General features: G+C 63.0%; 25 protein-coding genes. 7 read left to right on the forward strand and 18 right to left on the reverse strand.

Annotated elements, in window-relative coordinates; translation table 11 throughout:
- Positions 1-42: 42 nt before the first annotated feature.
- The 5 genes from ccoP to QAZ22_RS11050 all read right to left on the reverse strand — a co-directional run bounded on the left by ccoP (position 43) and on the right by QAZ22_RS11050 (position 4,402).
- Complete coding sequence (ccoP, locus tag QAZ22_RS11030) at positions 43-906, reverse strand: cytochrome-c oxidase, cbb3-type subunit III (protein ID WP_278206791.1); 864 nt, start codon at positions 904-906, stop codon at positions 43-45.
- Between the two features lie 2 nt (positions 907-908).
- A complete protein-coding gene (locus tag QAZ22_RS11035; RefSeq protein WP_278206792.1) occupies positions 909-1,058 on the reverse strand; it encodes a cbb3-type cytochrome c oxidase subunit 3 in 150 nt (49 codons plus the stop codon).
- A gap of 13 nt (positions 1,059-1,071) precedes the next feature.
- A complete protein-coding gene (ccoO, locus tag QAZ22_RS11040; RefSeq protein ID WP_278206793.1) occupies positions 1,072-1,803 on the reverse strand; it encodes a cytochrome-c oxidase, cbb3-type subunit II in 732 nt (243 codons plus the stop codon).
- 10 nt (positions 1,804-1,813) lie between these two features.
- A complete protein-coding gene (gene ccoN / locus QAZ22_RS11045) occupies positions 1,814-3,424 on the reverse strand; it encodes a cytochrome-c oxidase, cbb3-type subunit I (protein ID WP_278206794.1) in 1,611 nt (536 codons plus the stop codon).
- A gap of 264 nt (positions 3,425-3,688) precedes the next feature.
- Entirely contained in the window at positions 3,689-4,402 is a 714-nt protein-coding gene (locus tag QAZ22_RS11050; protein ID WP_278206795.1) for a Crp/Fnr family transcriptional regulator, read from the reverse strand.
- A gap of 107 nt (positions 4,403-4,509) precedes the next feature.
- Here QAZ22_RS11050 and hemN point away from each other — a divergent pair, with 107 nt between their 5' ends.
- Complete coding sequence (hemN, locus tag QAZ22_RS11055) at positions 4,510-5,892, forward strand: oxygen-independent coproporphyrinogen III oxidase (protein WP_278206796.1); 1,383 nt, start codon at positions 4,510-4,512, stop codon at positions 5,890-5,892.
- A 222-nt stretch (positions 5,893-6,114) separates the two neighbouring features.
- On the opposite strand, the gene QAZ22_RS11060 is transcribed toward hemN, so the two are convergent.
- The 4 genes from QAZ22_RS11060 to QAZ22_RS11075 form a co-directional block, all read right to left on the reverse strand.
- Positions 6,115-7,218, reverse strand: coding sequence for an IS4 family transposase (locus QAZ22_RS11060; protein WP_278203250.1), 1,104 nt, complete (start codon positions 7,216-7,218; stop codon positions 6,115-6,117).
- Positions 7,219-7,319: 101 nt separating this feature from the next.
- On the reverse strand, positions 7,320-7,751 hold the full coding sequence (locus QAZ22_RS11065; RefSeq protein ID WP_278206797.1) for a potassium channel family protein: 432 nt from the start codon (positions 7,749-7,751) through the stop codon (positions 7,320-7,322).
- Between the two features lie 115 nt (positions 7,752-7,866).
- Positions 7,867-8,316: a group III truncated hemoglobin gene (locus tag QAZ22_RS11070; protein WP_278207818.1), complete on the reverse strand. Its 450-nt coding sequence runs from the start codon at positions 8,314-8,316 to the stop codon at positions 7,867-7,869.
- 182 nt (positions 8,317-8,498) lie between these two features.
- Positions 8,499-9,689, reverse strand: coding sequence for an NnrS family protein (locus QAZ22_RS11075; RefSeq protein WP_278206798.1), 1,191 nt, complete (start codon positions 9,687-9,689; stop codon positions 8,499-8,501).
- A gap of 208 nt (positions 9,690-9,897) precedes the next feature.
- Between QAZ22_RS11075 and QAZ22_RS11080 the strand changes: the two genes are divergently transcribed.
- Complete coding sequence (locus tag QAZ22_RS11080; RefSeq protein ID WP_278206799.1) at positions 9,898-10,602, forward strand: Crp/Fnr family transcriptional regulator; 705 nt, start codon at positions 9,898-9,900, stop codon at positions 10,600-10,602.
- On the opposite strand, the gene QAZ22_RS11085 is transcribed toward QAZ22_RS11080, so the two are convergent.
- Entirely contained in the window at positions 10,520-10,831 is a 312-nt protein-coding gene (locus QAZ22_RS11085) for a DUF1858 domain-containing protein (RefSeq protein WP_347566952.1), read from the reverse strand. The two genes, QAZ22_RS11080 and QAZ22_RS11085, sit on opposite strands and share 83 nt — an antisense overlap.
- Before the next feature lie 275 nt (positions 10,832-11,106).
- Here QAZ22_RS11085 and QAZ22_RS11090 point away from each other — a divergent pair, with 275 nt between their 5' ends.
- Both QAZ22_RS11090 and QAZ22_RS11095 read left to right on the forward strand, forming a co-directional pair.
- Positions 11,107-13,488 (forward strand): phosphoketolase family protein, encoded by a 2,382-nt coding sequence (locus tag QAZ22_RS11090; RefSeq protein ID WP_278206801.1) that lies wholly within the window; start codon positions 11,107-11,109, stop codon positions 13,486-13,488.
- A gap of 62 nt (positions 13,489-13,550) precedes the next feature.
- Positions 13,551-14,726, forward strand: coding sequence for an acetate/propionate family kinase (locus QAZ22_RS11095; protein WP_278206802.1), 1,176 nt, complete (start codon positions 13,551-13,553; stop codon positions 14,724-14,726).
- 191 nt (positions 14,727-14,917) lie between these two features.
- On the opposite strand, the gene QAZ22_RS11100 is transcribed toward QAZ22_RS11095, so the two are convergent.
- Together QAZ22_RS11100 and QAZ22_RS11105 are read right to left on the reverse strand one after the other, a co-directional pair.
- Positions 14,918-15,433, reverse strand: coding sequence for a GNAT family N-acetyltransferase (locus QAZ22_RS11100; protein ID WP_278206803.1), 516 nt, complete (start codon positions 15,431-15,433; stop codon positions 14,918-14,920).
- A 46-nt stretch (positions 15,434-15,479) separates the two neighbouring features.
- The gene (locus QAZ22_RS11105; RefSeq protein WP_278207819.1) at positions 15,480-16,127 is read right to left on the reverse strand and encodes a helix-turn-helix domain-containing protein; all 648 of its coding nucleotides are present in this window, start codon (positions 16,125-16,127) and stop codon (positions 15,480-15,482) included.
- Between the two features lie 230 nt (positions 16,128-16,357).
- On the opposite strand from QAZ22_RS11105, the gene QAZ22_RS11110 reads away from it, so the two are divergent.
- Together QAZ22_RS11110 and QAZ22_RS11115 are read left to right on the forward strand one after the other, a co-directional pair.
- The gene (locus tag QAZ22_RS11110) at positions 16,358-16,531 is read left to right on the forward strand and encodes a hypothetical protein (RefSeq protein WP_278074636.1); all 174 of its coding nucleotides are present in this window, start codon (positions 16,358-16,360) and stop codon (positions 16,529-16,531) included.
- 91 nt (positions 16,532-16,622) lie between these two features.
- Positions 16,623-17,606, forward strand: a complete 984-nt coding sequence (locus QAZ22_RS11115) for a zinc-dependent alcohol dehydrogenase family protein (RefSeq protein WP_278206804.1) — start codon at positions 16,623-16,625, stop codon at positions 17,604-17,606.
- Positions 17,607-17,618: 12 nt separating this feature from the next.
- Here QAZ22_RS11115 and QAZ22_RS11120 read toward each other — a convergent pair whose 3' ends face one another.
- The 5 genes from QAZ22_RS11120 to QAZ22_RS11140 all read right to left on the reverse strand — a co-directional run bounded on the left by QAZ22_RS11120 (position 17,619) and on the right by QAZ22_RS11140 (position 21,432).
- The gene (locus tag QAZ22_RS11120; RefSeq protein WP_278206805.1) at positions 17,619-18,209 is read right to left on the reverse strand and encodes an NAD(P)H-dependent oxidoreductase; all 591 of its coding nucleotides are present in this window, start codon (positions 18,207-18,209) and stop codon (positions 17,619-17,621) included.
- A gap of 32 nt (positions 18,210-18,241) precedes the next feature.
- Positions 18,242-18,628: a hypothetical protein gene (locus QAZ22_RS11125; protein WP_278206806.1), complete on the reverse strand. Its 387-nt coding sequence runs from the start codon at positions 18,626-18,628 to the stop codon at positions 18,242-18,244.
- 83 nt (positions 18,629-18,711) lie between these two features.
- Complete coding sequence (gene trxC, locus QAZ22_RS11130; RefSeq protein ID WP_278206807.1) at positions 18,712-19,161, reverse strand: thioredoxin TrxC; 450 nt, start codon at positions 19,159-19,161, stop codon at positions 18,712-18,714.
- Positions 19,088-21,046, reverse strand: coding sequence for a heavy metal translocating P-type ATPase (locus QAZ22_RS11135; RefSeq protein ID WP_278206808.1), 1,959 nt, complete (start codon positions 21,044-21,046; stop codon positions 19,088-19,090). The genes trxC and QAZ22_RS11135 overlap by 74 nt, the downstream gene beginning before the upstream one ends.
- Positions 21,046-21,432, reverse strand: coding sequence for a DUF302 domain-containing protein (locus tag QAZ22_RS11140; RefSeq protein ID WP_278206809.1), 387 nt, complete (start codon positions 21,430-21,432; stop codon positions 21,046-21,048). The genes QAZ22_RS11135 and QAZ22_RS11140 overlap by 1 nt, the downstream gene beginning before the upstream one ends.
- A gap of 147 nt (positions 21,433-21,579) precedes the next feature.
- Here QAZ22_RS11140 and QAZ22_RS11145 point away from each other — a divergent pair, with 147 nt between their 5' ends.
- Complete coding sequence (locus tag QAZ22_RS11145; RefSeq protein ID WP_278206810.1) at positions 21,580-24,261, forward strand: bifunctional acetate--CoA ligase family protein/GNAT family N-acetyltransferase; 2,682 nt, start codon at positions 21,580-21,582, stop codon at positions 24,259-24,261.
- A gap of 14 nt (positions 24,262-24,275) precedes the next feature.
- Here the strand turns inward: QAZ22_RS11145 and QAZ22_RS11150 are convergent, their stop codons facing one another.
- The gene (locus QAZ22_RS11150) at positions 24,276-25,835 is read right to left on the reverse strand and encodes a bifunctional aminoglycoside phosphotransferase/ATP-binding protein (protein ID WP_278206811.1); all 1,560 of its coding nucleotides are present in this window, start codon (positions 25,833-25,835) and stop codon (positions 24,276-24,278) included.
- Positions 25,836-25,883 lie beyond the last annotated feature (48 nt).

Here is a 25,883-nt window from a genome sequence, read left to right on the forward strand (position 1 = left end):
CTCGTCGCTTGAACGGCCGAGGGCCGAGAACAGGCCCCGCTCCTATTCTCCGCCGCCAAGCGAATGGACATAGACAGCCAGTTCCTTGACCGTCGTCTCCCCCAGGCGCCCGACCCAAGCGGGCATCACTCCGCTCTTCGGGGCTCGCACCTGTGAAGCAATGGCGGCTTCATCGGACCCGTAGAGCCAGATCGCGTCGGTCAGATTGGGGGCTCCAACATCCCTGTTGCCCTTCGCGTCCTGGCCATGGCAGACGGCGCAATTGTCCGCGAAGACCTTGGCGCCGGGCTCGATCAGGGTCTTGTCCTTGACAGGGCCCGAAAGACTGGCAACGAAAGCGCTGACCTGATCGATCTGTTCGGGCTTGAGCACATCGGCAAAAGCAGGCATTTCCGACTGGCGGGTATCGGCGTCGGTAGCGAACCGGATGCCGTGCGTGATCGTCTGCTGGATCTGCTCCGTCTTGCCTCCCCAGAGCCAATCGTCATCGTTGAGGTTCGGAAATCCCTTCGAGCCTTGCGCGCCGGATCCGTGGCATTGAACGCAATTGACCTTGAACGCGGCGCCGCCGGCCGCGACGGCGAACTCGCGCAGCGCGTCGTCGCCGGCGATTTCGGAGACGCTCTTGGACTGAATTGCCGCGACATATTTGGCCTTGGCGGCTTCGGCCGCTGCCATCTCGTTCTTGACGTCATTGCGGCTGGAGAAGCCCAGCGCTCCTCTGGTGGCCGAGCTCAGCATGGGCCAAGCCGGGTAGGCGATCGTGTAGGCGATCGCCCAGAAGATGGTGACATAGAAAGTAATGACCCACCAGCGGGGCAGGGGATTGTTGAGCTCCTTGATCCCGTCCCATTCGTGGCCGGTCGTCGTGATGCCCGAGATTTCGTCGATATGCTCGTTGCTCATGATCAATCGTCCTGGAGAGGAATTTTCGCGGCGTGGTCGGCATGGGCCTTGCCACCCGGACGGAGCGCGAAGGCAATGCAGCCGACAAAGAACAGGGCCATGGCAAGCAGCCCCCAGCTGTCTGCAAACTCCCGCATCAGATTGTAGTCCATCGGTTTGCTCTCCTCAGCGGTAGCCAGCGGCTTCGTCGTAGTTCTTGAAGTCGACAAGAGTGCCGAGCATCTGCAGATATGCGACCAGGGCATCCATCTCGGTGACCTGCTGGGGGTTGCCGTCGAAGTCGCCGACCTTGGCTTTCGGATAGCGGCTTTCCAGTCCCGACGTGTCGGCGTTGGGATCGGCCTGCGCCATCAGGTCGGCATTCGCCTGCGCGATCATGTCGTCGGTGTAGGGGACACCGACGCGCCGGTTGGCGACGAGGTGCGTGGAGAAGTCCTTCACCTCGATCGGCTTATCCTTCAGGAACGCGTAGCTCGGCATGATGGATTCCGGCACGACGGAGCGCGGGTCGGTCAGATGCTGGACGTGCCAGCTGTTGGAGTAGCGGTCGCCGACGCGGGCGAGATCCGGTCCGGTCCGCTTGGACCCCCACTGGAACGGGTGGTCGTACATCGACTCGGCCGCCAGGCTGTAGTGGCCGTAGCGTTCCACCTCGTCGCGGAAAGGCCTGATCATCTGGCTATGGCAGAGGTAGCAGCCCTCGCGAACATAGATGTTGCGCCCGGCCAGCTCGAGCGGCGAGTAGGGGCGCATGCCCTCGACCTTCTCGATCGTGTTGTCGAGATAGAAAAGCGGCGCGATCTCGACGATGCCACCGACCGTGACGACCAGCAAGGATCCGACGAGAAGCAGCGTGGCGTTCTTCTCGATCAGAGCGTGTTTATCTATCAGACCCATGTCTGGCTCCTTATTGGGCGGGCTGGAGGGCGGGCGTGGAAGCCGGCAAGGCCTGTTCTTCGCGCTGGCGGCCAAGAATTGTCATGGTGATGTTCCAGGCCATGATCAGCATGCCGGTGAGATACATGGCGCCGCCTGCAGCGCGCATGAGGTAGTAAGGGTGCATCGCGGCGACGGTTTCGGCGAAGGAGTAGACCAGGAAGCCCTGCTCGTCGTACTCGCGCCACATAAGGCCCTGCATGATGCCGGAAACCCACATGACGGCCGCGTAGACCACGATGCCAAGGGTCGCCAGCCAGAAGTGCCAGGTGACGAGGCGCATGGAATAGAGCCGCTCCCGATTCCACAGTTTCGGCACCATGTAGTAGAGCGCGCCGAAGGTGATCATGCCGACCCAGCCGAGCGCTCCCGAGTGGACATGGCCGATGGTCCAGTCGGTGTAGTGTGAGAGCGAGTTGACGGTCTTGATCGACATCATCGGGCCTTCGAAGGTCGACATGCCGTAGAAGGCGACGGCCGCAACCATCATGCGGATGATGGGATCGGTGCGGATCTTGTCCCAGGCGCCCGACAGCGTCATCAGGCCGTTGATCATGCCGCCCCATGAAGGCATCCACAGCATGACCGAAAACACCATGCCGAGCGTCTGCGCCCAGTCGGGCAGGGCGGTGTAGTGGAGATGGTGCGGTCCGGCCCAGATGTAGAGGAAGATCAGCGCCCAGAAGTGGATGATCGACAAGCGGTAGGAATAGACCGGCCGGTTCGCCTGCTTCGGCACGAAGTAGTACATCATGCCGAGGAAGCCGGCCGTGAGGAAGAAACCCACGGCATTGTGTCCATACCACCATTGGGTCAGCGCATCCTGAACGCCCGAGAACGCCGAGTAGCTCTTCGAGCCGAGGAATGAGACCGGCATCGAGAGGTTGTTGACCACATGCAGCATCGCAATGGTCACGATGAAGGAGAGGTAGAACCAGTTGGCGACGTAGATATGCGGTTCCTTGCGCTTCAGGATGGTGCCGAGGAAGAGGATCAGATACGCAACCCAGACGACCGTCAGCCAGAGATCGACATACCATTCGGGCTCGGCATATTCGCGGCTCTCCGTGATGCCCAGCAGATAGCCGGTCGCGGCCATGACGATGAAGAGCTGGTAGCCCCAGAAGACGAACCACGCGAGATTGCCGCCAAAGAGGCGCGCGCGTGACGTGCGCTGGACCACATACAGCGACGTGCAGAGCAGGGCATTACCGCCGAAAGCGAAGACGACGCCGGAAGTGTGCAACGGCCGCAGGCGGCCAAAATTGAACCACGGCGCGATGTTGAGGTCGGGATAGGCAAGCTGCAACGCGATGACCACGCCGACCAGCATGCCGACGATGCCCCAGAACGTGGTTGCGATTGCCCCGTAACGGATCGGCCCATCCATATAGGCGGAGGGGTCGACCGGAGCTGCAGGTTTGAAATCCGTGTTGCGCAGCAGGATCACGGTGAAACCAGCCACGGCGAAGAACAAAACCCACATGTGCTGGCGAAAAGGTTCATCCGCGCCAAAGCCGGCGGCCACAAGGGCGGCAAAAGCAAACAGGCCTAGAAGGACGATCTCTGTGCCAAATCTCATCGCAAGTCCCCGATCTCGTCTCGAAAATTCCAGCGGAAACTACCGCTCGCGGCACCATTTCGGGATTTTCCATCCCTCGGCCTTGATCCAGGTCAAACGCGGGCTGCTTTTCGTTCGGGAGCGTCCGTATCGACCGCTAGAGTGGAATGCCGGCAACGAGGCGGCTGGGCACGGAGTGCCGGCAAAGCGATCTGCAGGACCGAACACCGGGTTCGGGTCCGGTGGGGCCGAAGCTCAACGATTGTTTGGCAGAGGGCGCGATGTTCAGTCGCCGCAGCGTTCCTCGAGCTGAACCATGCTTGCCAGGCTGATATGGCGCTTGTTTACGATCCGGATCACGCCATCAAACTTTAGCCTGGACAATTCGCGGCTTACCGTCTCGATGGTCAGTCCGAGAAAATCGGCGATGTCCGCGCGAGTCAGCGGCAGGTCGAAGCTTATCGAACTTGCCGGATGGCAGGCAGGATCGATGTTTCTGGCGATCATGAGGAGGAAGCTCGCAACTTTTTCGGACGCGGTCTTGCGCCCCAGCGCCGCCATCCAGTCGCGCGCCTCGTCAAGCTTGTTCAGCGCGTGGTTGAGCAAATTCTGCCCAAGCTTCGGCGAGTCATCCAGCATTCGCTCGATGATCGTCCTTGGAAAAGAACACAGCGCCACGTTCGTCAAGGCTTCCGCCCGGATCGGCCTTTTCGCCCCGAAAGGCCGGCCCAGAAAATCGGGCGCGAAATGGAATCCGACGATCTGCTGACGACCGTCCGACAGGTTTCGCGTGAGCTTGACGATGCCGGACAAGACGTTCGAGTAGGTTCCATCGTCTGCGAGTTCCGTCCCCGCCAAGACCTCATGCCTTGACGAGGCTTTGGCCAGTTCGGCGAGTTGGCGAACCCTGAGCGCACCGCACAATCCGGCCCGCCGCGCTTCGCAGGATCTGCAAGTCGCGGGAATGTCGGCTTGTCGAGCATGCTGTCTGGCGGCCATTGCGACGCCCGTGGTCAAATAAGGACGGCAATTTGCGCAGGTTGCGCCCCCAGCCTCCTTGATCCAAATCAAGGCCTTGCCGGTCTCGCTCAGGCAGTTTGCCCGGCATGAGCTCCGCAGCCGCCACCATCCATGAAACGCGTCCGCCGCCCACTGCCGTGGGCCTTGGCGACAACGTACCGCGCTACACGAGCTATCCGACGGCCCCGCACTTTCATCCGGGCATCGACGCGGCGGCGGTTCGCGGCTGGATGGGAGCGCTTGAAGGCAATGACGAGATATCGCTGTATCTGCATATCCCCTATTGCGACAGGCTGTGCTGGTTCTGCGCCTGCCACACCAAGCAGACGCGCCACTATGCGCCCGTTGCCAGTTTTCTGCGCGCGCTGCACAAGGAAATCGAAACGGTCGGTGGTCTTGTGAGCGGCCGGGGCAGGGTGCGCGCCGTTCATTTCGGCGGCGGCTCCCCGACGATGCTGAAGCCCGACGACATCCTCATGCTCGGAAAAGCGTTGCGGGACCGGTTCGACTTCCTTGATGATGCCAGCCTCAGCGTCGAGATCGACCCGAGCGACATGGACGAGGGGCGGCTCGATGCCTTCGCCGCGATCGGCATGACGAGAGCGAGCCTCGGCGTCCAGGACTTCGATCCCAAAGTGCAGAAGGCGATCAATCGCGAGCAGAGTTTTGCGCTGACCAAAAGCATAATCGACGCGGTGCGCGCGCGGGGCGTTCGCTCCGTCAACCTCGACCTGCTCTACGGGTTGCCGCATCAAACCTTGGAGAGCGTCGCGGCGACCGTCGCCCAGGCGCTGACGCTGGCGCCGGACAGGCTGGCCCTGTTCGGCTACGCGCATGTGCCGTGGTTCAAGAAGCATCAGACGATGATCGATGAAGCCTGGCTGCCCGACTCGTCCGCGCGCTTGTCGCAATCGCAGCTCGCCGCGCGAATGATCGTCGATGCAGGCTACGAGGCCTTGGGATTGGATCATTTCGCAAAGCCGCAGGATGCGCTGGCGGCAGCGGCGCGCGCCGGCAAGATCCGTCGCAATTTCCAGGGCTATACCGAGGACCAGTGCGAAACGCTGATCGGCCTTGGCCCGTCCTCGATCAGCCGGTATCGCCAGGGCTATGCGCAGAACATCGTTGCGACCGGCGAGTACGAGAAGGCCGTGAATTCCGGACGGCTGGCGATAGCGCGCGGCGTCGAGTTCAGCCTCGATGATCTGGCGCGGGGCTGGATCATCGAGCGCTTGATGTGCCAATTCAGTTTCTCGGCGGTAGAGCTCGTCGAACGCTTCGGCGCCGTCGGCCAAACGCTGCTCTGTGAAGCGAGCCGACTGGCCATCAGCGGCGCAGGCCAGCTTCTTCGGCTCGACGGTGAAAGCTTCGTCGTGCCGGCGGAAAGCCGCCCGCTGGTCAGGGCGGTGGCGGCGAAATTCGACAAATATCTCAGCAACGGAACCGGCAGGCATTCTCTGGCGGTTTGAGCACGTCTTTGTTTCCCAAAACCACCGCGCACCCTCGGGTCAAGCCCCATAGGCGCTAACTTAGCAATCGATGTGCGATGGCGCGTCGTCGTCGGGGTGGTTCGCGCAAGCGGTGGAGCAGCATGTCGAGGGAGATCAACCTGGTAGGCCCCAGTAATACAGCCATCGAGATGTTGGAGATTGCCAAGGCCACGAGACGCCAGATCGGCAGGGCGGATCGGTTCAGGCGGCCAGGGGGAGAGAGTCCGGCGCCTCGGGATCGAGGGCCGGCAGGTCATCTTCGGCCAGCAGGGCGGCCAGCAGAGCGGTGTTGATCCACAGGCGAGCCAGGTCGGGATCCTTTGCGCGGAGATCTTCCAGACCCACCAGCGACTTCATGCGTTTGAACGCCAGCTCGATCTGCCATCGCAGACGATAGGTCGAGGCGAGCCGCTCAGGCGGCCAGTCATCCGGCGGCAGCGATGTCAACAGCACCAGATAGCCGGCCATCTCGATGCCGGCCTGGCTGGGTTTGTATCTCGCCTTGGCCGCCAAACGGCGCGCCGCTCGTCTGGCCTTCTCAGCCGCCTCGGGCGGCATGGGCAGGATCACCACCCGAGCGGGTATCGCGACCCTGGACTTGCCGTCCTGGACGCCCACCGAAAGATCGAGCACGCCCTTCTTGCCCGCTTCACGGCACAGCGCCAAGCGATCCAATAGCCGGCCTTGGCCATCCAGCAGGCGTGGATAGTTTGAAGGGGCACGAACCAGAAAATCAGCCCCTGCCTCGATTACCCGAGCCAGATCGTCGGCCTTGGCGTGGGCACGGTCGGCGATCCGAAGCTCTCCGGCCCTGGCGCCGCGCGACAGCCGCTCGGCTTCATGGCGATCCGTGACCTCCACCGAACAGAGCTTCAGCGTTGCAAGATCGAACACCGTGTGCACCATCCAATAGACCCGCTTGGGACCAGGCGGCGCAACTACCGTGGCGTCCACCGCCATCATCCGCAGGCCTCCGTACAAGCCGGCGAAGGCTTCGGGGCAGCGCTCGGCAAGCAATTCCGAAACCAGGCCGCCCACCCAATCAGCACTGGCCTTCAGACGCTTCAGCATCGCCACGTCCGACATCGACGCCACTCCCCGCTGCTCGGCCCAACCAGCCAGCATCCGAAGCGAGAAGCGACCCAGCACATAGGCAAAACACAGCCGCAGCAGGTCAGCAGCGCTAGCCACCTGCCGTTTGCGCAGCAGCGCCCCAGCCTCCCGCGCGCTGGTCTCCAACTCTTCCGCCGAGCCCAATCGTCCGACCAGCTCGTCCCAATCCAACGCTTGCAGCGAATCGCTCATAACCACGGTGAATCACTCACCACGATCACCGTCAAGCCTAAGTTAGCGCCTATGGGGTCGAGCCCGTGGGCATGCTTTTGGCGACATGGATGGGCGGCGGATCAAAAGTGCTCGCCGACCCTGAAGGGGCCGACACGGGTACCGGCCGCGATCAGATAGGCGGTCGACCAGCCGATCAACAGAAAACCGTTGACGCCTTCCAGAGCCGCCAGCACTCGCCAGCCATGGGCGGGCACAACATCTCCATAGCCGACCGTGGAAAAGGTGATGGTCGAAAAGTAAAGCGCCGTCTCGAAGTCGTTCAATATCCCGAGCAGCCGGTAGATCCCGGCCCATAACCAGACTTCCGCCGTCATGACAGCAAAAAGCCCCATCACCACGCTGATCATGGCGATGACACGGCTGCGCCGGCCGTGCATACGGAAGAGCGCCACGAGACGTGCCATCACACGGGTGATCGCGATGAGGCCGAAAGTATGGATCAAGACCGTCAGGCTGATGACGATCGTGCCGACGCAGAGATTGAGGATCATCTGAGGAAACTAAGGCCTCGGCGGATCGCAGTCCTTGCGTAAAATCAAGCCCGACACCGGCGCGCCAGGCACCAACGTCTCAAACCGTTGCTCGCCGGAGGTTTGCCGGCGCAACCTATTCGGCACCCGATCTCGCGGCGGGACCGAGGCGAAAGAACATGGCAAGCTTCAGGCTGGCGGCTATTCGTTCCGCCCGCTCGACAAATACCGCCGCGGTTTCAGGCGCGAAAAGCTCTGCCGCCGTCTCGCGGAAGAGGGCCAACCAGATCTCGAAGTCGGCTTCGGTGACATCCTCGAGCTTCAGGTGGGCCGGCACCGGCCGGCCATGATAATCGCCGCTTTTCAATATGACGGAGGACCAGAAGTCCGTCATCTTCTCCAGATGGGGCTCCCAATCGCCGGTGATCTCGCGCGCGAAGATGGGGCCCAGACGCTCATCCTTTCTCACCTTCGAATAGAATTTGCGAACCAGCACTCCTATCGAGGCCCGGTCGACGCCAGGGCGAAGCAAGGGCTGTTCGGCGGCAGGGCGAACCCTGTCAAGCAAGGCCGGCTTCGAAGTCATCATGTTCCTTATTCTTTGGCAATCAGGTCGGTGGTTCGCTACGGCATCAACCGCGGTGTCCTTGTAGATCGCCCGACGGTTTGGCGATTTGCGCTGGCTCAAATTGCTCGCGGAACAATGACCGGCGCGCGGCCAGCTCGAAAACCGAGTGACAAGACGGCTTCGCCGCCCATCTTCAAGGCTCACTTGCCGCGTGCGTTGAGGCGAGGCCGCATGAGCATCCCCCCAAAGAGCACAGCGTAGCCGACGAAGGCGGCCACCCAGAACGCCGCCGAGATATGCAGCAGAATTGTTGCGGCAGGAGCCATGGCGGCAGCTATTCGCAGAACGGCAGCGATGACGATCGCAACGAAAACCGCGCATGTTCCGGCGTTTGCCGTCAGCGCGCGGCCTGTGTGGCCGAGGGAGGCGCGGGTCATGACGGCAAGCGTCATACAGGCAATCGCTCCCACCGCCAATGCATGAATGCCGGCCACCGGGGGAACCGTCCCCGGGGCGAAGACGGCTAGGCCGGCTAGCAGCAGGCCAAGCGGCACAAAGGCGAATGCAACGTGCAGGATCAGAACCAAAGGGTCGGCCAGCGTCCGGTCACCCGCCCAGCGGCCAAGCCGAATGGCATTGAGGACTGCACCGGCGATGAGCAACACGCCGGTTGCGATGGTGTCGGGAAAGAAAGTCCACGCGGCGAGCCCGACGGCGGACAGCGCGATCGTTGCGATATCGAACCTGCCGAATGATGCCGGGAGCCGGCCGGGCTTCTCGCGAACCAGCCAATTGCGGGTGAAGCTCGGAACGATGCGCCCACCGATAACCATGATGAGGACGACAACGGCTCCAAGACCGAGGCGCCGGCTCATATCGGAGACGCCCTGGTAATGCGCTTCGGCATGAAACATGACATTTGCCGCAAAGAGGGTCGCGACCGGCAGGAGCACCTTGAGGTTCCGCCAGTTTCGCCCGGCAACGATTTCCGTCGCGGCGGCGGCTACCACCGCAAGAAGAAAGGAGCAGTCCACGACCGCGCTCAGGAGCCAGCCCGTTTCCGCCGAAAAGAACACGGCCACCCGACCCGCGAGCCAGAGCAGCACGAGCACCAACAGGCGAAAATCCTGAACGGGGAGCCGTCCGGTCCAATTGGGAATTGCAGTCAACAGGAATCCCGTCACGACCGCCGGCAGATAGCCGAAGAGCAGTTCGTGAATGTGCCAATCCACGGGCAGGAATACGCTGAGGATCTCGAGCTTGCCGTAATAGAGCGGCAACCACAAGAGTATCGCGACGCCGGCCTGCAGCGAGCCTAGCAGAAAGAAGGGCCGAAAGCCGTAGGAGAGAATTGCCGGATAGACGCTTGGCCGCGTCCGTGGAATTGCCATGACATGCCTCATAGGAAACCAGGCAATGCGCCCGTTTCGATTCTTCTATCCCGGCCCCGAGGGGTGGAATTTGCCTCAGCGCAAACAGGAATGTGAATCGCCGTCGCCGGCGACAACAGGCTTTACTTGTCGATGGGCGGTCGTCCATGACAAAGTCTGGTCAGGGGCCTGAGAGCGTTGCGCCACTGAAGTCGGGGAGGAAAGGCGGTTGGCAAGCCTTGATCGATCACTGATTGCCGGGCTGCCCGTGTTCGAGGGAGTCGCTGCTGCGGATCTCGATCGCATCGTCGGGCAGGCAAGATCCATTCGTATCGCGAAGGATCAGCCGGTGTTCGAGCAGGAGCAGGAGGCCCATTCGTTCTTCCTGCTGCTCGACGGCCATGTGCGCGTGGTGAAATCGACCCCGGACGGGCACGAGGTGACCGTGCGATATATAAGCCCCGGCGAGTTGATGGGGATCGCCAGCGCGCTGGGCCGGACGACCTACCCGGCAAATGCCATTGCCGCCGTCGATTGCGTGGTGCTTGCCTGGGCAAGCCAGCTCTGGCCCATCTTCGCGACGAGCTTCCCGAGCTTCAGCGCCAATACATACAAGGCGGTGGGAAGCCGGCTCCAGGATGCCCACGCACGCGTCATCGAGATGTCCACCGAGCAAGTGGAACAGCGTGTCGCGCATGCGCTGCTCAAGCTGATCAAGCAGTCAGGGAAAAAGACCGAGGAAGGCATTTTGATCGACTTCCCGATTTCACGCCAGGACGTTGCGGAAATGACGGGCACAACGCTTCACACGGTGAGCCGATTGCTTTCGGCCTGGGAAGACCAGGGCCTGGTCAAGAGCGGACGCCAAAGGGTCGTCGTGGTCGAGCCGCATCGACTGCTCGTGATTGCCGAGGGTCGCGCGGCAAAGAGCTAGTCCCATCTGCGGCATCGATCGCCGCCTCCAGGTCGCGGCGAAGCTGATCCTCGTCGAGATCATGCTCGCGCGCCGCGTCGGAAACGGTGTGAAAGGAAGCGATCGGGCAGCCGACGCATAGCATGCCGTGCTGGAGGATGACGCGGATTGCAGCCGGCGTCTCGCGCATGATCCTGTCCATCGTCGCATCGTCGTTCAATTTGCGTTTCATGCTGCCGCTTGTCCGCATTGCAAGGCAGACATCTTGCCCGAGCGTTCCGGCGCGTTCGTTGCTCTGAAGCAAAGATGGCGCTGTCTCGCCTTGCTCGACGAAGCCGCAGCTCGAGGTGCGTTCTAGACCTGCGGCCGGCCGGCCTTGGCATTTGCGATGGATCAAAGCCTGATCGTTCTTCGCCGGATAGATCGATGACGACTGGTTTGGCACCGAGCCGTCGTGAACCGGTGGCGGCCTCGATGCGTTGTGCTTCAGCCGGCGTCGGCTTGGAATCAGCGAAGGAGTCGGAAATGACCGAGCATCCCAGCGCCAATCGCTTGTCCGCACAGGAGCTGCGCGACATCGATGCCTATTGGCGTGCCGCCAACTACCTGACGATCGGGCAAATCTATCTGCTCGACAATCCGCTGCTTCGCGAGCCGCTTCGGCTGGAGCATGTCAAGCCGAGGCTACTCGGCCATTGGGGAACCTCGCCGGGACTGAGCTTCATCTATACGCATCTCAACCGCGTAATCAGACAGCGCGATGCAAATGTCATCTATGTCTGCGGTCCCGGTCACGGGGGACCTGCGATGGTTGCAAACACCTACCTCGAAGGCACCTACAGCGAGATCAATCCGGATATCCAGTTGGATGAGGCCGGGATGAAGAAGCTCTTCCGGCAGTTCTCTTTTCCGGGCGGCATCCCAAGCCATGCGGCGCCCGATGTGCCCGGCTCGATCCATGAAGGCGGCGAGCTCGGCTACGCGCTCTCGCATGCCTATGGCGCGGCCTTCGACAATCCGGATCTGATCGTCGCCTGCGTCGTCGGCGACGGCGAGGCGGAAACCGGGCCGCTCGCCACCTCCTGGCACTCCAACAAGTTCCTCAACCCGGCGCTTGACGGCGCGGTGCTGCCGATCCTCCATCTCAACGGCTACAAGATCGCCAATCCCACCATTCTGGCCCGCATCCCTGAAGAAGAACTGCGCGCGCTGTTCGTCGGCTATGGCTACGAACCGCTGTTCGTCGAGGGCGACGATCCGGCCTTGATGCACGAGCGGATGGCGGTCGTGCTCGACGACGCGCTGGACCGCATTCGGGCGATCCAGCAGGCGGCGCGCAGCGGCGCGAAGACCGCGCAGCCCCGGCCGAAATGGCCGATGATCGTGCTGCGAAGCCCGAAAGGCTGGACCGGTCCGAAGGAGGTCGACGGGCTGAAGACCGAGGGGTTCTGGCGCGCCCACCAGGTTCCGCTCTCCGGCCTCGCGGAAAACCCCGCGCATCTGAAGATGCTCGAGGAATGGCTGCGGAGCTATCGGCCTGAAGAACTCTTCGATGCAGCGGGCACGCCCGTGTCCGCCATCCGTGCCACCGCGCCGGGAGGCGCCAGGCGCATGAGCGCCAATCCGCATGCCAATGGCGGCCTGCTGCGACGATCTCTCGATCTGCCGGACCTGAACGAGCACGCGATTGCGGTCAAGCGCCCGGGACAGGTGAAGGCCGAATCGACCAGAGCCATGGGCGCCTTCCTGCGAGACGTCATGGCGTTGAACCAAGCTGCCCGGAATTTCCGCATCGTCGGGCCGGACGAGACGGCTTCGAATCGCTTGCAGGACGTCTTCGAGGTGACGGAACGCGCCTGGATGGAAGAGATCCTACCCCAGGATGTCCACCTGGCGCGGGAAGGCAGGGTTTTGGAAATCCTATCGGAGCATACCTGTCAGGGCTGGCTGGAAGGCTACCTGCTTACGGGGCGCCATGGGTTCTTCTCCTGCTACGAAGCCTTCACGCATATCGTCGATTCCATGTTCAACCAGCACGCAAAATGGCTGGACGCCTGCCGCGAGCTGCCCTGGCGACGACCGATCGCGTCGCTGAACTATCTGTTGTCCAGCCACGTCTGGCAGCAGGAGCACAACGGCTTCAGCCATCAGGATCCAGGCTTCATCGACGTGGCTCTGAACAAGAAGGCGGACGTCGTGCGCGTCTACCTGCCGGCGGATGCCAACAGCCTGCTTTGCGTGACCGATCATGTGCTGCAGACATGGAATCGCATCAACGTCATCGTCGCCGGCAAAGCCAATTCCTGGCAGTGGCTGTCCATCGACGAGGCGAAAGTCCACTGCAGCGCCGGCATCGGCATATGGGAGTGGGCATCGACCGACCGCGGGGCAGAGCCGGATGTGGTGATGGCCTGCGCCGGCGATGTGCCGACGCTCGAGACTCTGGCCGCCGTCCAAATCCTGAAACGCCACATCCCCGATCTCAAGATCCGGCTGGTCAACATCGTCGACCTGATGACCCTGCAGCCAAAGGAACATCATCCGCACGGCCTGTCCGATCGCGAGTTCGATGCGCTGTTCACCAGGGACAAGCCCGTCATCTTCGCCTACCATGGCTATCCATGGACCATCCATCGCCTGACCTACCGGCGGACCAATCACGACAACATCCACGTGCGCGGCTACAATGAGGAAGGCACGACAACGACACCCTTCGACATGACCGTGCTCAATGGGCTCGACCGCTACCATCTCGTGCTCGGCGTGCTCGACCGCATTCCGGAGCCGGCCGGTGCGCACATTCGGCTGAAACAGGCCATGGAAGGCAAGCTGATCGAGCACCGGGCCCATATCCGCGAGTACGGGCAGGACATGCCGGAGATCCTCGACTGGAAATGGGAGCAGTAGCCGATGCCGAAGCGCCGGGCTGCGAGGACAAGCGCCGCAAAAGTGATCGGGACCGGTCGGCGATGACCGATGCAATTCTCGTCCTCAACGGCGGCTCCTCAAGCCTGAAGTTCGCCCTGTTCCAGCAGCGCGACGAACTTCACCTTTTGCTGCGTGGCAGCGTCTCGTCGATAGGGCGCAGCCCACGACTGCACATCGCGCCTACGGCTCTGTCGCCCGAAATCGACAGGAGCCTGGGGGACGAGCCGATCGATATCGCAAAGGCATTCGAGGCCGTGGCGTCCTTTCTCGCCGACCGCTGTCTTTTGCGCCAGATCGGCAAGGTTGGACATCGCATCGTGCATGGCGGTCGGGAATTTGCCCGCGCGACTCGGCTTGACGAGCGCACGCTCGATGTCCTTCACAAGCTTGAGCCGCTGGCCCCGATCCACCAGGCGATCAATCTCGAAATCGTCGGCATGGCAAGTCACCTTCTGCCTGAAGCCTTGCAAGTCGGCTGCTTCGATACGGCGTTCCACCATGCTCGGCCGGAGCTGTCGAAGCTCTATGGCTTGCCGCGCGAGATGTCGGAACAGGGCATCGTTTCGTATGGCTTCCATGGATTGTCTTATAGCCACATCGCCGCGAAGCTTCATGATCGCTACGGTGCCGCCGCCGGCGGCCGGACGATTGTCGCCCATCTCGGCAGCGGCGCGAGCTTGTGCGCCATGAAGGCAGGTGCGAGCGTCGCCACCACCATGGGGTTTTCGACGCTCGACGGTCTTCTCATGAGCACGCGTTGCGGTGCCATCGATCCTGGCGTGATCCTGCATCTCCTGCAGGACCAGAAGCTGTCATCCGAGGAACTATCCACCTTGCTTTACGAGCGCTCCGGCCTGCTCGGCGTATCCGGCATTTCCGGTGATATGCAGACGTTGCTTGCGTCGAAGGAGCCTGCGGCGGCCCGTGCCGTCGATCTCTTCGTCTACCGCGCCGGACGCGAGATCGGATCGCTCGCAGCCGCGCTTGGCGGGCTCGACACACTCGTGTTCACCGCGGGGATCGGCGAACATGCGCATCAGATCCGGCAAAGGATCTGCGAGGCCGCTGGATGGCTGGATGTCGTTGTCGACGACGGCCTGAACCGCGGCGACGAGGAGCTGGTCAGCGCCCCGAATTCCCGCGTCGACGTTCTTGTCATTCCAGCCGACGAGGAACGCGCGGTGGCCACGGAACTGCTCGACCTTGAAAGGGCCTGATTGCCCCTTGGCAGCAGGGCGGGACGCAAAGCGCGTCGCGTCGAACCGGATTCGGGCGGCGCGCTTTAAGTCTTTGTTTTGATGCATGTCGTTCTCCCAAAACCGCCGCGCACTTTTGGGCAACATGCATTAAGTCTTTGCATTCACGCGTGTCGTTTCCCGGAACCGCCGCGCTCTTTGGGCGACATGCGTTAACCCGGCAGCTTGGCGCCGAGCTTCCGCTGAACCAGGACGAGTGTCGGATCATCGGGGTAGGTTGCGACGGTGAAGCCCATGTCGCGCTCAACCTCGATCGCGGCGCGGTTCTCGCGGCTCTCGATCGACTCGATCGTCTCGATACCATGCTCCTCGGCATATCGCGCGATATAGCCGAGAAATTCCCAGCCGACGCCGAGATGCTTGCGGTCCTGTCGAATGCAGATCGCCACCTCGCCGCGCCTGTCGGCCGGATCGCTGGCAAGCGTCGCCACCGCGATCAGCATTCCGTCGGTCGAGAAGGCGAGAAAATTATGGATGTGCGGATCGTCGGAGCGGGTCATCGCGACCAGCCGCTCATGCGAAACTTCCTTCACGGCTCCGAGGAAGCGGAAGCGCATATCCTCCGATGTGACATGGGTGAAGAACTCGGCGACGAGCGGCTCGTCCTCAGGACGTGCGCGGCGCACCTCGAAGCGAAATCCGGTGTGAGTGGTAAGCGTGGTTTTCATTGTCGTCCCTTTCAGGATTGATGCGCGGGGATTGGCTCGACTGGCCTCATTCTCCCATCGCCAGCAGCGTATCCCGCTTGAGGATTTCGATGCTGCGCAGGCTGGGCAGACGAATGACGCCCTTCTCCTTCAGGCGGGTGAAAACGCGCGACACGGTTTCAATGGTGAGGCCGAGATAGTCGCCAATGTCGATCCGCGACATCGGCAGTTCCACCTGCCGCAAGCCACCCTGGCGCTCCGACATTTCGACCAGGAATGCCGCGACGCGCTCGATGGCGTTCTGGCGGCCGAGCACGAGAAGATGTTCCTGCGCCCGGATCAGACCTTTGAGGGCAAGAGGCAGAAGCTGGCGGGACACATCCACTCCCGAGGGAGTGCGAAAGACCCTTACCCCCGTTGCGTTGATGGCTTCGGCGAAGAAGTGGTGAGCAGCGTCGGCCTCGAAGCCGAAAGTCTCTCCCGCCAGATGGAACGCGCTTATCTGCCTGCGGCCGTCGGCAAGCAGGCGGTAGATGCGGACCGCGCCGAATTCGACCTGGTAGAGGGCGCCCGCCTTTTCGCCTTGGGCATAGATCTCGGCGCCTGCCGGAAAGAAGCTGACCGGCTGCGTTGCCGCCCCGTCAAAGATGGGCGCAGGGCTATGATGAGGGAGATACGACTGCAGTTCGATCTTGGCGGAAGCGTGAGCGTGCATGGCTGTGGTCCCGGTGAATTGGTGACAACAGCAGTCGCGCAAATCCGGCCATGCCGAAATTCGGTTATGTCCCTACGGGAAACTACTTAGAGCGGCTCGACATCATCCGATCGAGCCGGGCCGCGCGTGGCCGCTCACGCGTTCCATGCGATTGACCACGATCAAGGCCGGCGTGATTTGGCTCGGCAATTATCGGTCAGAACCAAGCATCCAATCAAGGGAATCCGACCATGACCTCCGGTATCATCGAAATCTGGGCTGGGATACTCGGCCTCGCATATCTTGCCGGTGCAGGACTTTATTTCGAGATGATCTCGACCAGGAAGCGCAGCCACGTTTCGGCGAGCCATGGCTTCGGCCATCACACCCGGCCGCAGCCGGTCAAGATCAGGCACTCGCGATAGCAACGGGTACCGGACAAGCGCGTTTTCCGTTCTGGTTGCCGAATGGAGCGAGTCTGTTCCCGTCTGTTTTCCAAGAAACCGGGGAAGTGCGATGAAGGCAATGGTGCTGGAAAAGCCCGGTACGCCTTTGAAGCTTGTCGACCGCCCCGACCCCACGCCGGGACCGGGCGAGATCAGGCTAAAGGTGGAGGCCTGCGCAGTCTGCCGGACCGATCTGCATGTCGTGGACGGTGATCTGCCGCAGCCGAAGCTGCCGCTCGTGCCGGGCCACGAAATCGTCGGCGTCGTCGATCTGGTCGGCGAGGGCGTGTCGCCGTCCCGGCTCGGGCAGAGGGTGGGTGTCCCTTGGCTCGGACACACATGCGGGCACTGTCCCTATTGCACCTCCGGCGCCGAAAATCTCTGCGACCAGCCTCTCTTCACCGGCTATACGCGCGACGGCGGCTTCGCCAGCCATGTCGTTGCCGACGAGAATTTCGCTTTCGAGCTCGATGTCACCGCGGATCCGGTGTCGCTGGCGCCGCTCCTGTGCGCGGGGCTGATCGGCTGGCGCTGCCTCAAGAAGGCCGGCGACGGCCGGCGACTGGGCATCTATGGCTTCGGCGCGGCCGCTCACATCATCGCGCAGGTGGCGATCTGGGAGGGACGCGAGGTCTTTGCCTTCACGCGGCCGGGGGACATCCAGGCGCAGGATTTCGCGCGCTCGTTGGGCGTCGTCTGGGCAGGGGCGTCCGATGAATTGCCCACCGTCCGGCTTGACGCCGCGATCATTTTCGCACCGGTCGGCGCGCTGGTGCCGGCCGCATTGCAGGCCGTTCGCAAAGGCGGCCGCGTGGTCTGCGGCGGTATCCACATGAGCGACATTCCATCGATGCCCTACAAGCTTCTCTGGGAAGAGAGAGAATTGGTGTCGGTCGCCAACCTAACCCGCCGCGACGCGGAGGAATTCTTCCCGGTCGCGCAGCGCGCGCAGGTGCGCACGCACACAAAAACCTATCCGCTGGAGCAGGCCAACCAGGCGCTGGACGATTTGCGGATGGGCAGGCTGAGTGGCGCTGCCGTCCTGCAGCCGTGACGGCCCCGCAGATTAGATCGCGCGTTCGCCCAGCCGTTGCATCTGCTTGAGCCAGTTCGCCCGCTTCGCGTCGCCGGCGTTCGCAACCATGCCGAACAAGGTCTCGCGTACCGGCTTGATGCCGGCGAAGTTGAGGATGCTTCGCCGCATGCCCGCCAAGCCGTGACCGAGGAACCAAAGCCGATAGACCGCGGCCGGCATTCCCATCGTCACCACCAGGCGCGCGGAACGGCCGCGCAGCAAGGTTTTGGGGAACCCGCCGCCTTTGTCCGAATAGGCGAACGCGACACCCGGCCGCATGACCTGCTCCAGGAATGCCTTGAGCATGGCCGGCATGGTTCCCAGCCAGAGCGGAAAGACAAAGACGAAATGCTCCGCCCAGACGACTGACTCGGCCGCTTCCTTGAGATTGCCGGGGAGCGTTCCATGCTCGAACTCCTGCATTGTCCGAAGCATCGGAAAGTCCTGCAAGGCCAGGTCGATCCGGCGCACGGCATGGCCAGCCCGTTCCGCGCCTTCGGCGTAGGCCGAAGCCAGCGCGCGGCAGAGACGATCGGGAGACGGATCGGGATGGCCGATGACAATGAGTGTGCGGCGCGGCATGGCTTGGCTCAGACCAGCTTTGAAGAGAATTGCTACGGCTGCTCCACGCGAGCGACCTGATAGGTGTGCATGGCCCCATTACGCTTTATGGAGACATATTCGCCGGTCACGAAGCGCTCCTCGCCGAGATGAAAGCCGACCTCGTCGTCGCGGTCGCCCTCGGCATAGTCGAAAAACCATTGTCCGCCCGGCTTGCGGCGCAAGCGGCCGACAAGATCCTCTTCGCCGGTGCGAAAGCGGCGGACGCGACAGACTGCCCGATGCGTCTTCCATTCCTCCGCGTCCAGCCGTCCCTCGTCGGTGAGCGGCGCCAGCACGTCGTAGCCTTCTTCCCGGTCTCCTTCCGGATGACCTTTCTCGCGAGCGAGAAGCAGGCGGATGTTCCTGAATTTGGGGGTGAGGTCGTGCAAGCTGGTCATGACAAACTCCTTCGAGGCCATTCCTAGCGCGGCGGCCGGACGTGGCCTTGATCAGAGTCAAACGAGTCTCGGTTCGGCGAAGCTCAGCTGGCGCCCGTTGGTACGTGGCCGCGAACCCAGCTGACGATCTGGCTCGTGCTCATCGCCCCCGATATGCGCGCGATCTCCCGCTGGCGATGAAAAAGGATCATGGTGGGAATCCCACGAATGCCCAGCCTTGCGGCGATGGCCTGCTCCTTGTCGGAATTCAGCTTGATCAGCCGCACGTGAGGCTCAAGCGCCTTGGCGGCAGCTTCATAGGCCGGCGCCATCATCTTGCATGGGCCGCACCATGGAGCCCAGACATCGACGAGAACGGGCAGACTGCCGCGACCGACCTGGCGTTCGAAGTTCACGGCGTCCAAGTCTTCCGGATGCCCTGAAAACAGCCGGGCGCCGCACTTCCCGCACTTCGCGTCGCTACCGCTTCGGGTGGAAGGCAGGCGGTTGATCGTGGCGCATTTGGTGCAAACCACCAGATTTTCCTGTGACATGGCTTTGACTTCTCTTGCCTCGGATGCCTACGGAACGCCCGTCGCCAAGCGCGCGCAGCGCATTGAGAATCACCGCGACGTCTATGCCCTCCTGAAGCAATGCTCCCGCCACCGGCGTCATGTGTCCCATGGCGGCCGCAACCATCGCGGCGCCCGAGAGCGCCAGTCCGACAATGATGCTCTGCAGGGCGATCCTGCGCGTATGTCTGGCGATCCGCAGTGCTTCCGCGACCGGCTGCAGCCTCTCGGTCAGCACAACGACATCCGCGGCTTCCGAGGAGGCTGTCCCGCCACGGGCTCCCATGGCAATGCCTACCGTCGCCGCGGCAAGGGCAGGGGCGTCGTTGATACCATCGCCCACCATCATTGTCGGCGCGATCGTCTTCTCCGCCTCGACCGTTGCGACCTTGTCCGCCGGCGTGGCATCGGCAATCACGGCATCAAGATCAAGCGAAGCGGAGATCTTCTCCGCCGCCGAGCCATCGTCGCCGGTGAGCATGACTATCCGGGCCACACCGCCCGAACGCAGTCCGCAGAGGGTGTCGCGCGCATCCTCTCGTATCGCATCTCCAAAAGTGAAAATGCCGGCAAGCTCGCCATCGAGCGCCAGAAACACCCTGAGCACCTGCGCGTCGCGGTGCCGTTCCTCTCCACTTTCCGCCCATCTGGGCAGTGGTTCGTCCCCAAGGACGAGCGACCTCGACCCTGCCGCGATCGACATCAGATCAACCCGCCCCCTCAAGCCTTCTCCGCGATGTTCACGAACGTCACGGGGTTGGGACAGCGCCAGGTTTCCACGGCGAGCGATGCGGACAATCGAATCCGCAAGGACATGATGCGAAGCCTGTTCCAGCGAAGCCAGCAGCCGCAGCAATTCTGCGGCATCCTGGCCCGGGGCGACATCGATCTCGATCAGCTCGGCGCCGCCGAGCGTCAAGGTGCCGGTCTTGTCGAAGATTGCGGTGCGTATCTGGGCGAGCGCCTCCAGCGCCGTGCTGCCCTTCATCAGAATGCCGGCGCGGGCGGCGCGAGACACGCCGCCTATGAATGCAACGGGCGCCGCGAGGATCAGCGGACAGGGCGTTGCGACCACCAGAACGGCGAGAGCGCGGATCGGATCATCCGAAAGACGCCAGGCGATGCCGGCGACCAGCAGCGTGACCGGAAGGAGCAGCAGGGCAAAGCGATCGGCAAGGCGTATGAACGGAGCCTTGGCGGTTTGCGCGGCAGCGACCATGCGCACGATAGCGGCGTAGGTGCTCCTGTCGGCGATAGCCGAGGCTCGCATGACGAAGGCCTCGCCGGCATTGACGGTGCCGCTGCGCAACGTGTCGCCAGCGCTTCGCCGGCCCGGCAGGGGCTCTCCGGTCACTGTCGACTCATCGAGCCGGGCCGAAGCGTCGATCAGGATGCCGTCGACAGGCAGCAGTTCGCCGGCGCGAACCAAAAGCTCGTCGCCGACAGCGACCTGATCGATCGGAACGGTCTCGGTGCCGCGTGCGGATTTTCGATGCGCCACACGTGGCGCCCTATCGGTCAGAGCCTTCAGATTTCGCTCAGCTCGCCCGCGCGCCAGATCTTCGAGCACCGTGCCGCCGGCATACATGATTGCGATGACGATTGCCGCCAAAGGCTGCCCAAGCAGCAGTGCCGCCGACATCGAAACGAGCGCGATCGCATCGACGCCGATCCGGCCGATCCAAAAATCCCGCAGGATGGAAATGGCAAGCGTCACGACAACGGGCAGGGTTGCCGCCGTCCAGATCGCATCATGCGGGACGAAGTCGAAGCCGCTTCGCCACACGCCCAGCCCAACCGCCAGTCCGAGAACGGCGATCATCAGCAGCGCCCGCCGCAGCACGGACTCGTTCATGGCGGCGGCCATCAAAGCTCGCCGATCATTTCCTGCAGCAACAGCCGAACATCCCTTGCCGTCGCGGCAAGCTGGGGGTTGTCGATGGCCCCCATCGCCGCCATCGGATCGATGGCCGCTACCTCGACCTGACCGGGGGCGGTCTCGGTCACGATCACGTTGCAGGGCAGCATGGCGCCGATCTTGTCCTCGGCCTGCAGCGCGCGCCAGGCGAAATGCGGATTGCAGGCGCCGAGGATCATGTATGGCTTGAAGTCCACGCCCAGCTTGACCTTCATCGTGTGCTGGACATCGATCCTCGTCAGGATGCCAAAGCCCTTGCCGGCAAGCTTCTTGGTTACGTGTTCGATCGCCGCCGCGAACGGCATCTCGAGGCTTTTGCCGAGATAGTAGCTCATCGGATTCTCCTTCGACGGACCCGCGCCAGAAGCGAGAGATTGCGAGTGGCGTTCCGTCAGCTAACCGCGACAGGTCGGGTGGAGCTTTGATCCAGCGCAATGAATGCCCGACGTCTTTGGTGAATGTGGCGGCAAGGAGTTTCCGGGATGACCATCCGAAATCTTGAATATGCCGTCTCGCCGAAATCCGTCGCCGTCGTCGGCGCTACCGAGCGCGCCGGCTCGGTCGGCCGCGTCGTCTTTTCCAATATCGTCAGCGGCGGCTTCGAGGGAGAGATCTGGCCGCTCAATCCCAAACATGCACAGGTGGCCGGTCATCGCTGCTATGCGAAGGTCGCCGATCTTCCTGGCATTCCCGATCTGGCCGTCATCGTGACCCCTCCCGACACCGTTCCAGGCATGGTGCGCGAGCTGGCCGAGAAGGGGACACGCGCGGCCGTCGTCATCACCGCCGGGCTCAATCGCGAGAACGGTTTGCGCCAGGCGATGCTCGACGCGGCCAAACCCTCGCTCATGCGCATCATCGGGCCGAACACGGTCGGGCTGATGATCCCTCCGGCCAAGCTGAACGCCAGTTTCGCCCACATGGCGGCCAGGTCCGGGAACATCGCCCTGGTTTCGCAATCCGGCGCGATCGCCACGTCGCTGATCGATTGGGCAGCCGAAAACAATGTCGGCTTTTCCCGGATCATCTCCCTCGGCGACATGGCCGACGTCGACGTCGGTGACTGCCTCGATATGCTGGCAGGCGATTTTCACACGCGCGCCATCGTGATGTATCTCGAAACGATACCCGATCCACGCAAGTTCATGTCGGCCGCGCGGGCGGCGGCGCGCCTCAAGCCGGTCATCGCCATCAAGCCCGGCCGGCACGAGCAGGCGGCCAGGGCAGCCGCGACACATACCGGCGCGCTTTCCGGCGCCGACAGGGTGGTCGACGCCGCCTTGCGCAGGGCGGGGGTGCTGCGCGTGAACGACCTCGCCGAATTGTTCGACGCCGCCGAAACGGTCGCGCGCTATTCTCCGCTCGAGCGAGCGCGGGTCGGTATCGTCACCAATGGCGGCGGCGCCGGCGTTCTTGCGGTCGACAAGCTGGTCGGACGCGGAGGTGAGCTGGCCACGCTTTCGCCGTCTACGATCGAGAGGCTGAACCGCATGCTGCCGCCGACCTGGTCGCATGCAAACCCGATCGACATCGTCGGTGACGCGGCGCCGGAGCGCTACGGCGCGGCACTCGAAGCCTTGGCGGCAGATCCCGAAACGGACGTCATCATGGTCATGAACTGCCCGACCGGGCTCGGCTCATCGCCCGACGCCGCCAGAAAGGTAGCCGAGCTTGGCGACGAGGGCGAGGTTGGAGGAAAACCGCTGCTGGCGTGCTGGCTCGGCGAGCATACCGCGCGGCAGGGCCGGGACATACTGACGGAGGCCGGCATTGCGAGCTTCGAAACGCCGGAGGATACGGCGATCGCGGCGTCCTATCTCAGCGGATGGTCGCGGGCCCAGCGAGCGCTCCTGCGTACGCCCTCGAGCCAGGACGAAGGCCAAGGCGCCGGCAAGGCGTCGGTGCATGCCATCTTCCGGCAGGTGGCAAGCGAGGGGCGGCGCATGCTGACGGAGCCGGAAGCAAAAGCGGCGATAGCCGCTTACGGCATTCCCGTGCCGCGAACCATCGTCGCCGGATCCGTCCCGGAAGCGGCGCAGGCGGCCGGTCAGCTTCTCGAAAGCTCCGCAAGCGTGGTCGTCAAATTGTTGTCGAAGGCGGTTTCACACAAATCCGATGTCGGCGGTGTAGTCCTCGACATCACGAGCGCCGCGGAGGCTGGTGAGGCCGCGCGATCGATCGAGACACGCCTGAGCGCGCAGGCGCCAGGGACGAAGGCGGACGGCTACACCGTGCAAACCATGGTCGTGCGCAAGCATGCACAGGAGCTCATTCTAGGCATGAACCTGGACCCGATGTTCGGCCCGATCATTCTGTTCGGCGCCGGCGGCACGGCGGTCGAGGTTCTCAACGACACCGCGATCGCGCTTCCGCCGCTCGACGACGTTCTGGCCGGAGACGTGATCGACGCAACGCGAATAGGCCGCCTGCTTGCCGGCTATCGCGATCGCAAGCCAGCCGATCGAGCCGCGATCATCGCCGCGCTGAACGGTTTGTCGCAAATGATCGTCGACTTCCCTTGCCTGGTTTCCCTCGACATCAACCCGTTGCTGGCCGACAGCGAAGGCGTGATCGCGCTCGATGCCCGCATCGAAATCGATCCGCGACGGATGGATGAACCAGCGCCGAATCCGGCCCTTGCCATAAGGCCCTATCCGTCGGGATGGAGCCGCGACCTGCTATCGGACGGCATGTCTTTCCACATACGGCCAATCATGCCGGCGGACGTCGCGCTTTATCCGGCGTTCCTGGCGAAGATTTCCCCCGACGACCTGCGGCTGCGCTTCCTCTCGCCGCGCAGGAATTTCCCGGACCAGATGCTGAAGCGGCTGACGCAGCTCGACTATGATCGCGACATCGCCTTCGTCGCGCTCGAGAAGGACACGGGGGCGCTAGCCGGTATCGGCAGGCTTTCCTGCGACCCGGATCACAGGACCGGCGAATATGCGCTGCTCGTGCGATCGGATCTGCAGGGGCATGGCTTGGGATGGGACCTGCTGAAACAGGTCATAGACTATGCGAAGGCCGAGGGCATCAGCCGCATCGAGGGCATGATCCTCAACGAAAATCGCAAGATGCTGACAATGTGCCGGGAGTTTGGCTTCTCGCTTGCGCACCACCCCAGCGAATCCGGCCTGTCGGTGGCGACGCTGGAGCTTGGTTAAGCCGCCGGCCAGCTCTATGATCCCGTCTTCCTGAGGCTGACTGGAGATGAAGGGACGCCCTCGACGAAAGCCGCCATCTCGGCGGTGATTTCGACTATCTTGCGGTCTGCGTCGATCTTGCGCCAGGTCAACGGCCCGGCGTCGCGCTGCAACTGCCGCGACAGGATGTCGACCGTGGCATCGGAGGGGCCACCCTTGCGCTCGCTGACCCGGTGCCAAAGCACCGCCGGATCGGCCGACAGCCAAAATCCCGCAAACGGGGCATTTGCCTCGCTCGCGGCGCGTTCGATCCTGTCGCGATCCTCCGGCTTGTCGAAAACGGCGTCGGCGACAACGGAGCCGCCTTCGACAAGGATCAGCTCCGCGCGCCAGCCGATCTGGCGATAGACGCGTTCCGACACGCCTGGACGGTAGGCCTTGTCCGGCAGCCTCGTTTCAGCGGCCACGCCGTGCATGGCCTTGCGGATGCGGTCGCTCTCGACAATCCGTGCGCCGGGCGGCGCACCGATGTGGGCGGCGAGCGCTTCGGCGACCGTGGTCTTGCCGGAGCCGCTCAAACCGCCGATCGCGACGAGCCGAGGCGGCGTCACGGCGAGCAGGGCTCGGGCGAGCTCGAAGTAGGACCGCGCTTCGGCAGTGAGCTTTGCTGAATCCGAACTGCCTTCCTCGACTTGCGTTGCCGTGACATGCGCGCGCACCGCGGCCCGCACCGCCATGAAGAACGGCAGGAGGATGAAACCGTCTTCGTCGTCGGCGTCATCGAGATAGCGATTCATCACCAGATTGGCGAATTGCGGAAAGCCGCGGTGCCACAGGTCCATCAACAGGAATGCCAAGTCGTAGAGCACGTCGACAGTAGCGATCCGGTCGTTGAACTCGATGCAATCGAACAAGCGCGGCTCGCCCTCGAAGAGGCAGATGTTGCGCAGATGCAGGTCGCCGTGGCAGCGGCGGACGCGGCCCGCCGTCTCGCGCCGGTCAAGCAGGCCGGCATGACGGGCGAGGGCGGTGCGGAACGCGGCGTCGAGCGTTTCGATCTCCCTTCCGTCAAAGACGTGGCTTGTTGCAAATCCGGCCGAATTGATATCGAGCACGCCGCCGATATTCGCCGACCCGCTGCCGGCATGGATTTCCTCGGCGCTGCGGTGGTACCGCGCGATCATGCGTGCGACGTTCGTCATCAGGGCTGGTGTCAGCTCGCCCGCGCCGGCCATGCGATCCAGAAGCTTCGACTGATCGAAGCGAACCATTTCGATGACGGCGTCGACCAGGTCACCCGGCCCATCCACGGCAAGCCGGTCTCCTTCGCGCGTGATGCGGTGGACACCGAGATAAAGGCCCGGCGCCGTCCGGGAGTTCAACTCCACTTCCTTTTCGCACGCGGCGAGCCGCAGCTCCGGCGTCGAAAAATCGACATAAGGCAACTCGACCGCCCGCTTCAGCTTGAAAGCGCGGCGCGCGACGAGAAATATCCGGGAAATATGGGTCTCGATCGCCTCGACGGGGCCAACCTCGCCATAGGCGGCAGGATCCTTCAACATCTCGACCACGACGTCCTGGTTCTCAGCGATCATAGCCTGTGCGCCCTTGGTCCTGGTTGCATCATCGTCCAGTCTCGCCGA

Origin of the sequence: Mesorhizobium sp. WSM4906 (genome assembly GCF_029674625.1) — a bacterium.
Lineage (GTDB): Bacteria > Pseudomonadota > Alphaproteobacteria > Rhizobiales > Rhizobiaceae > Mesorhizobium.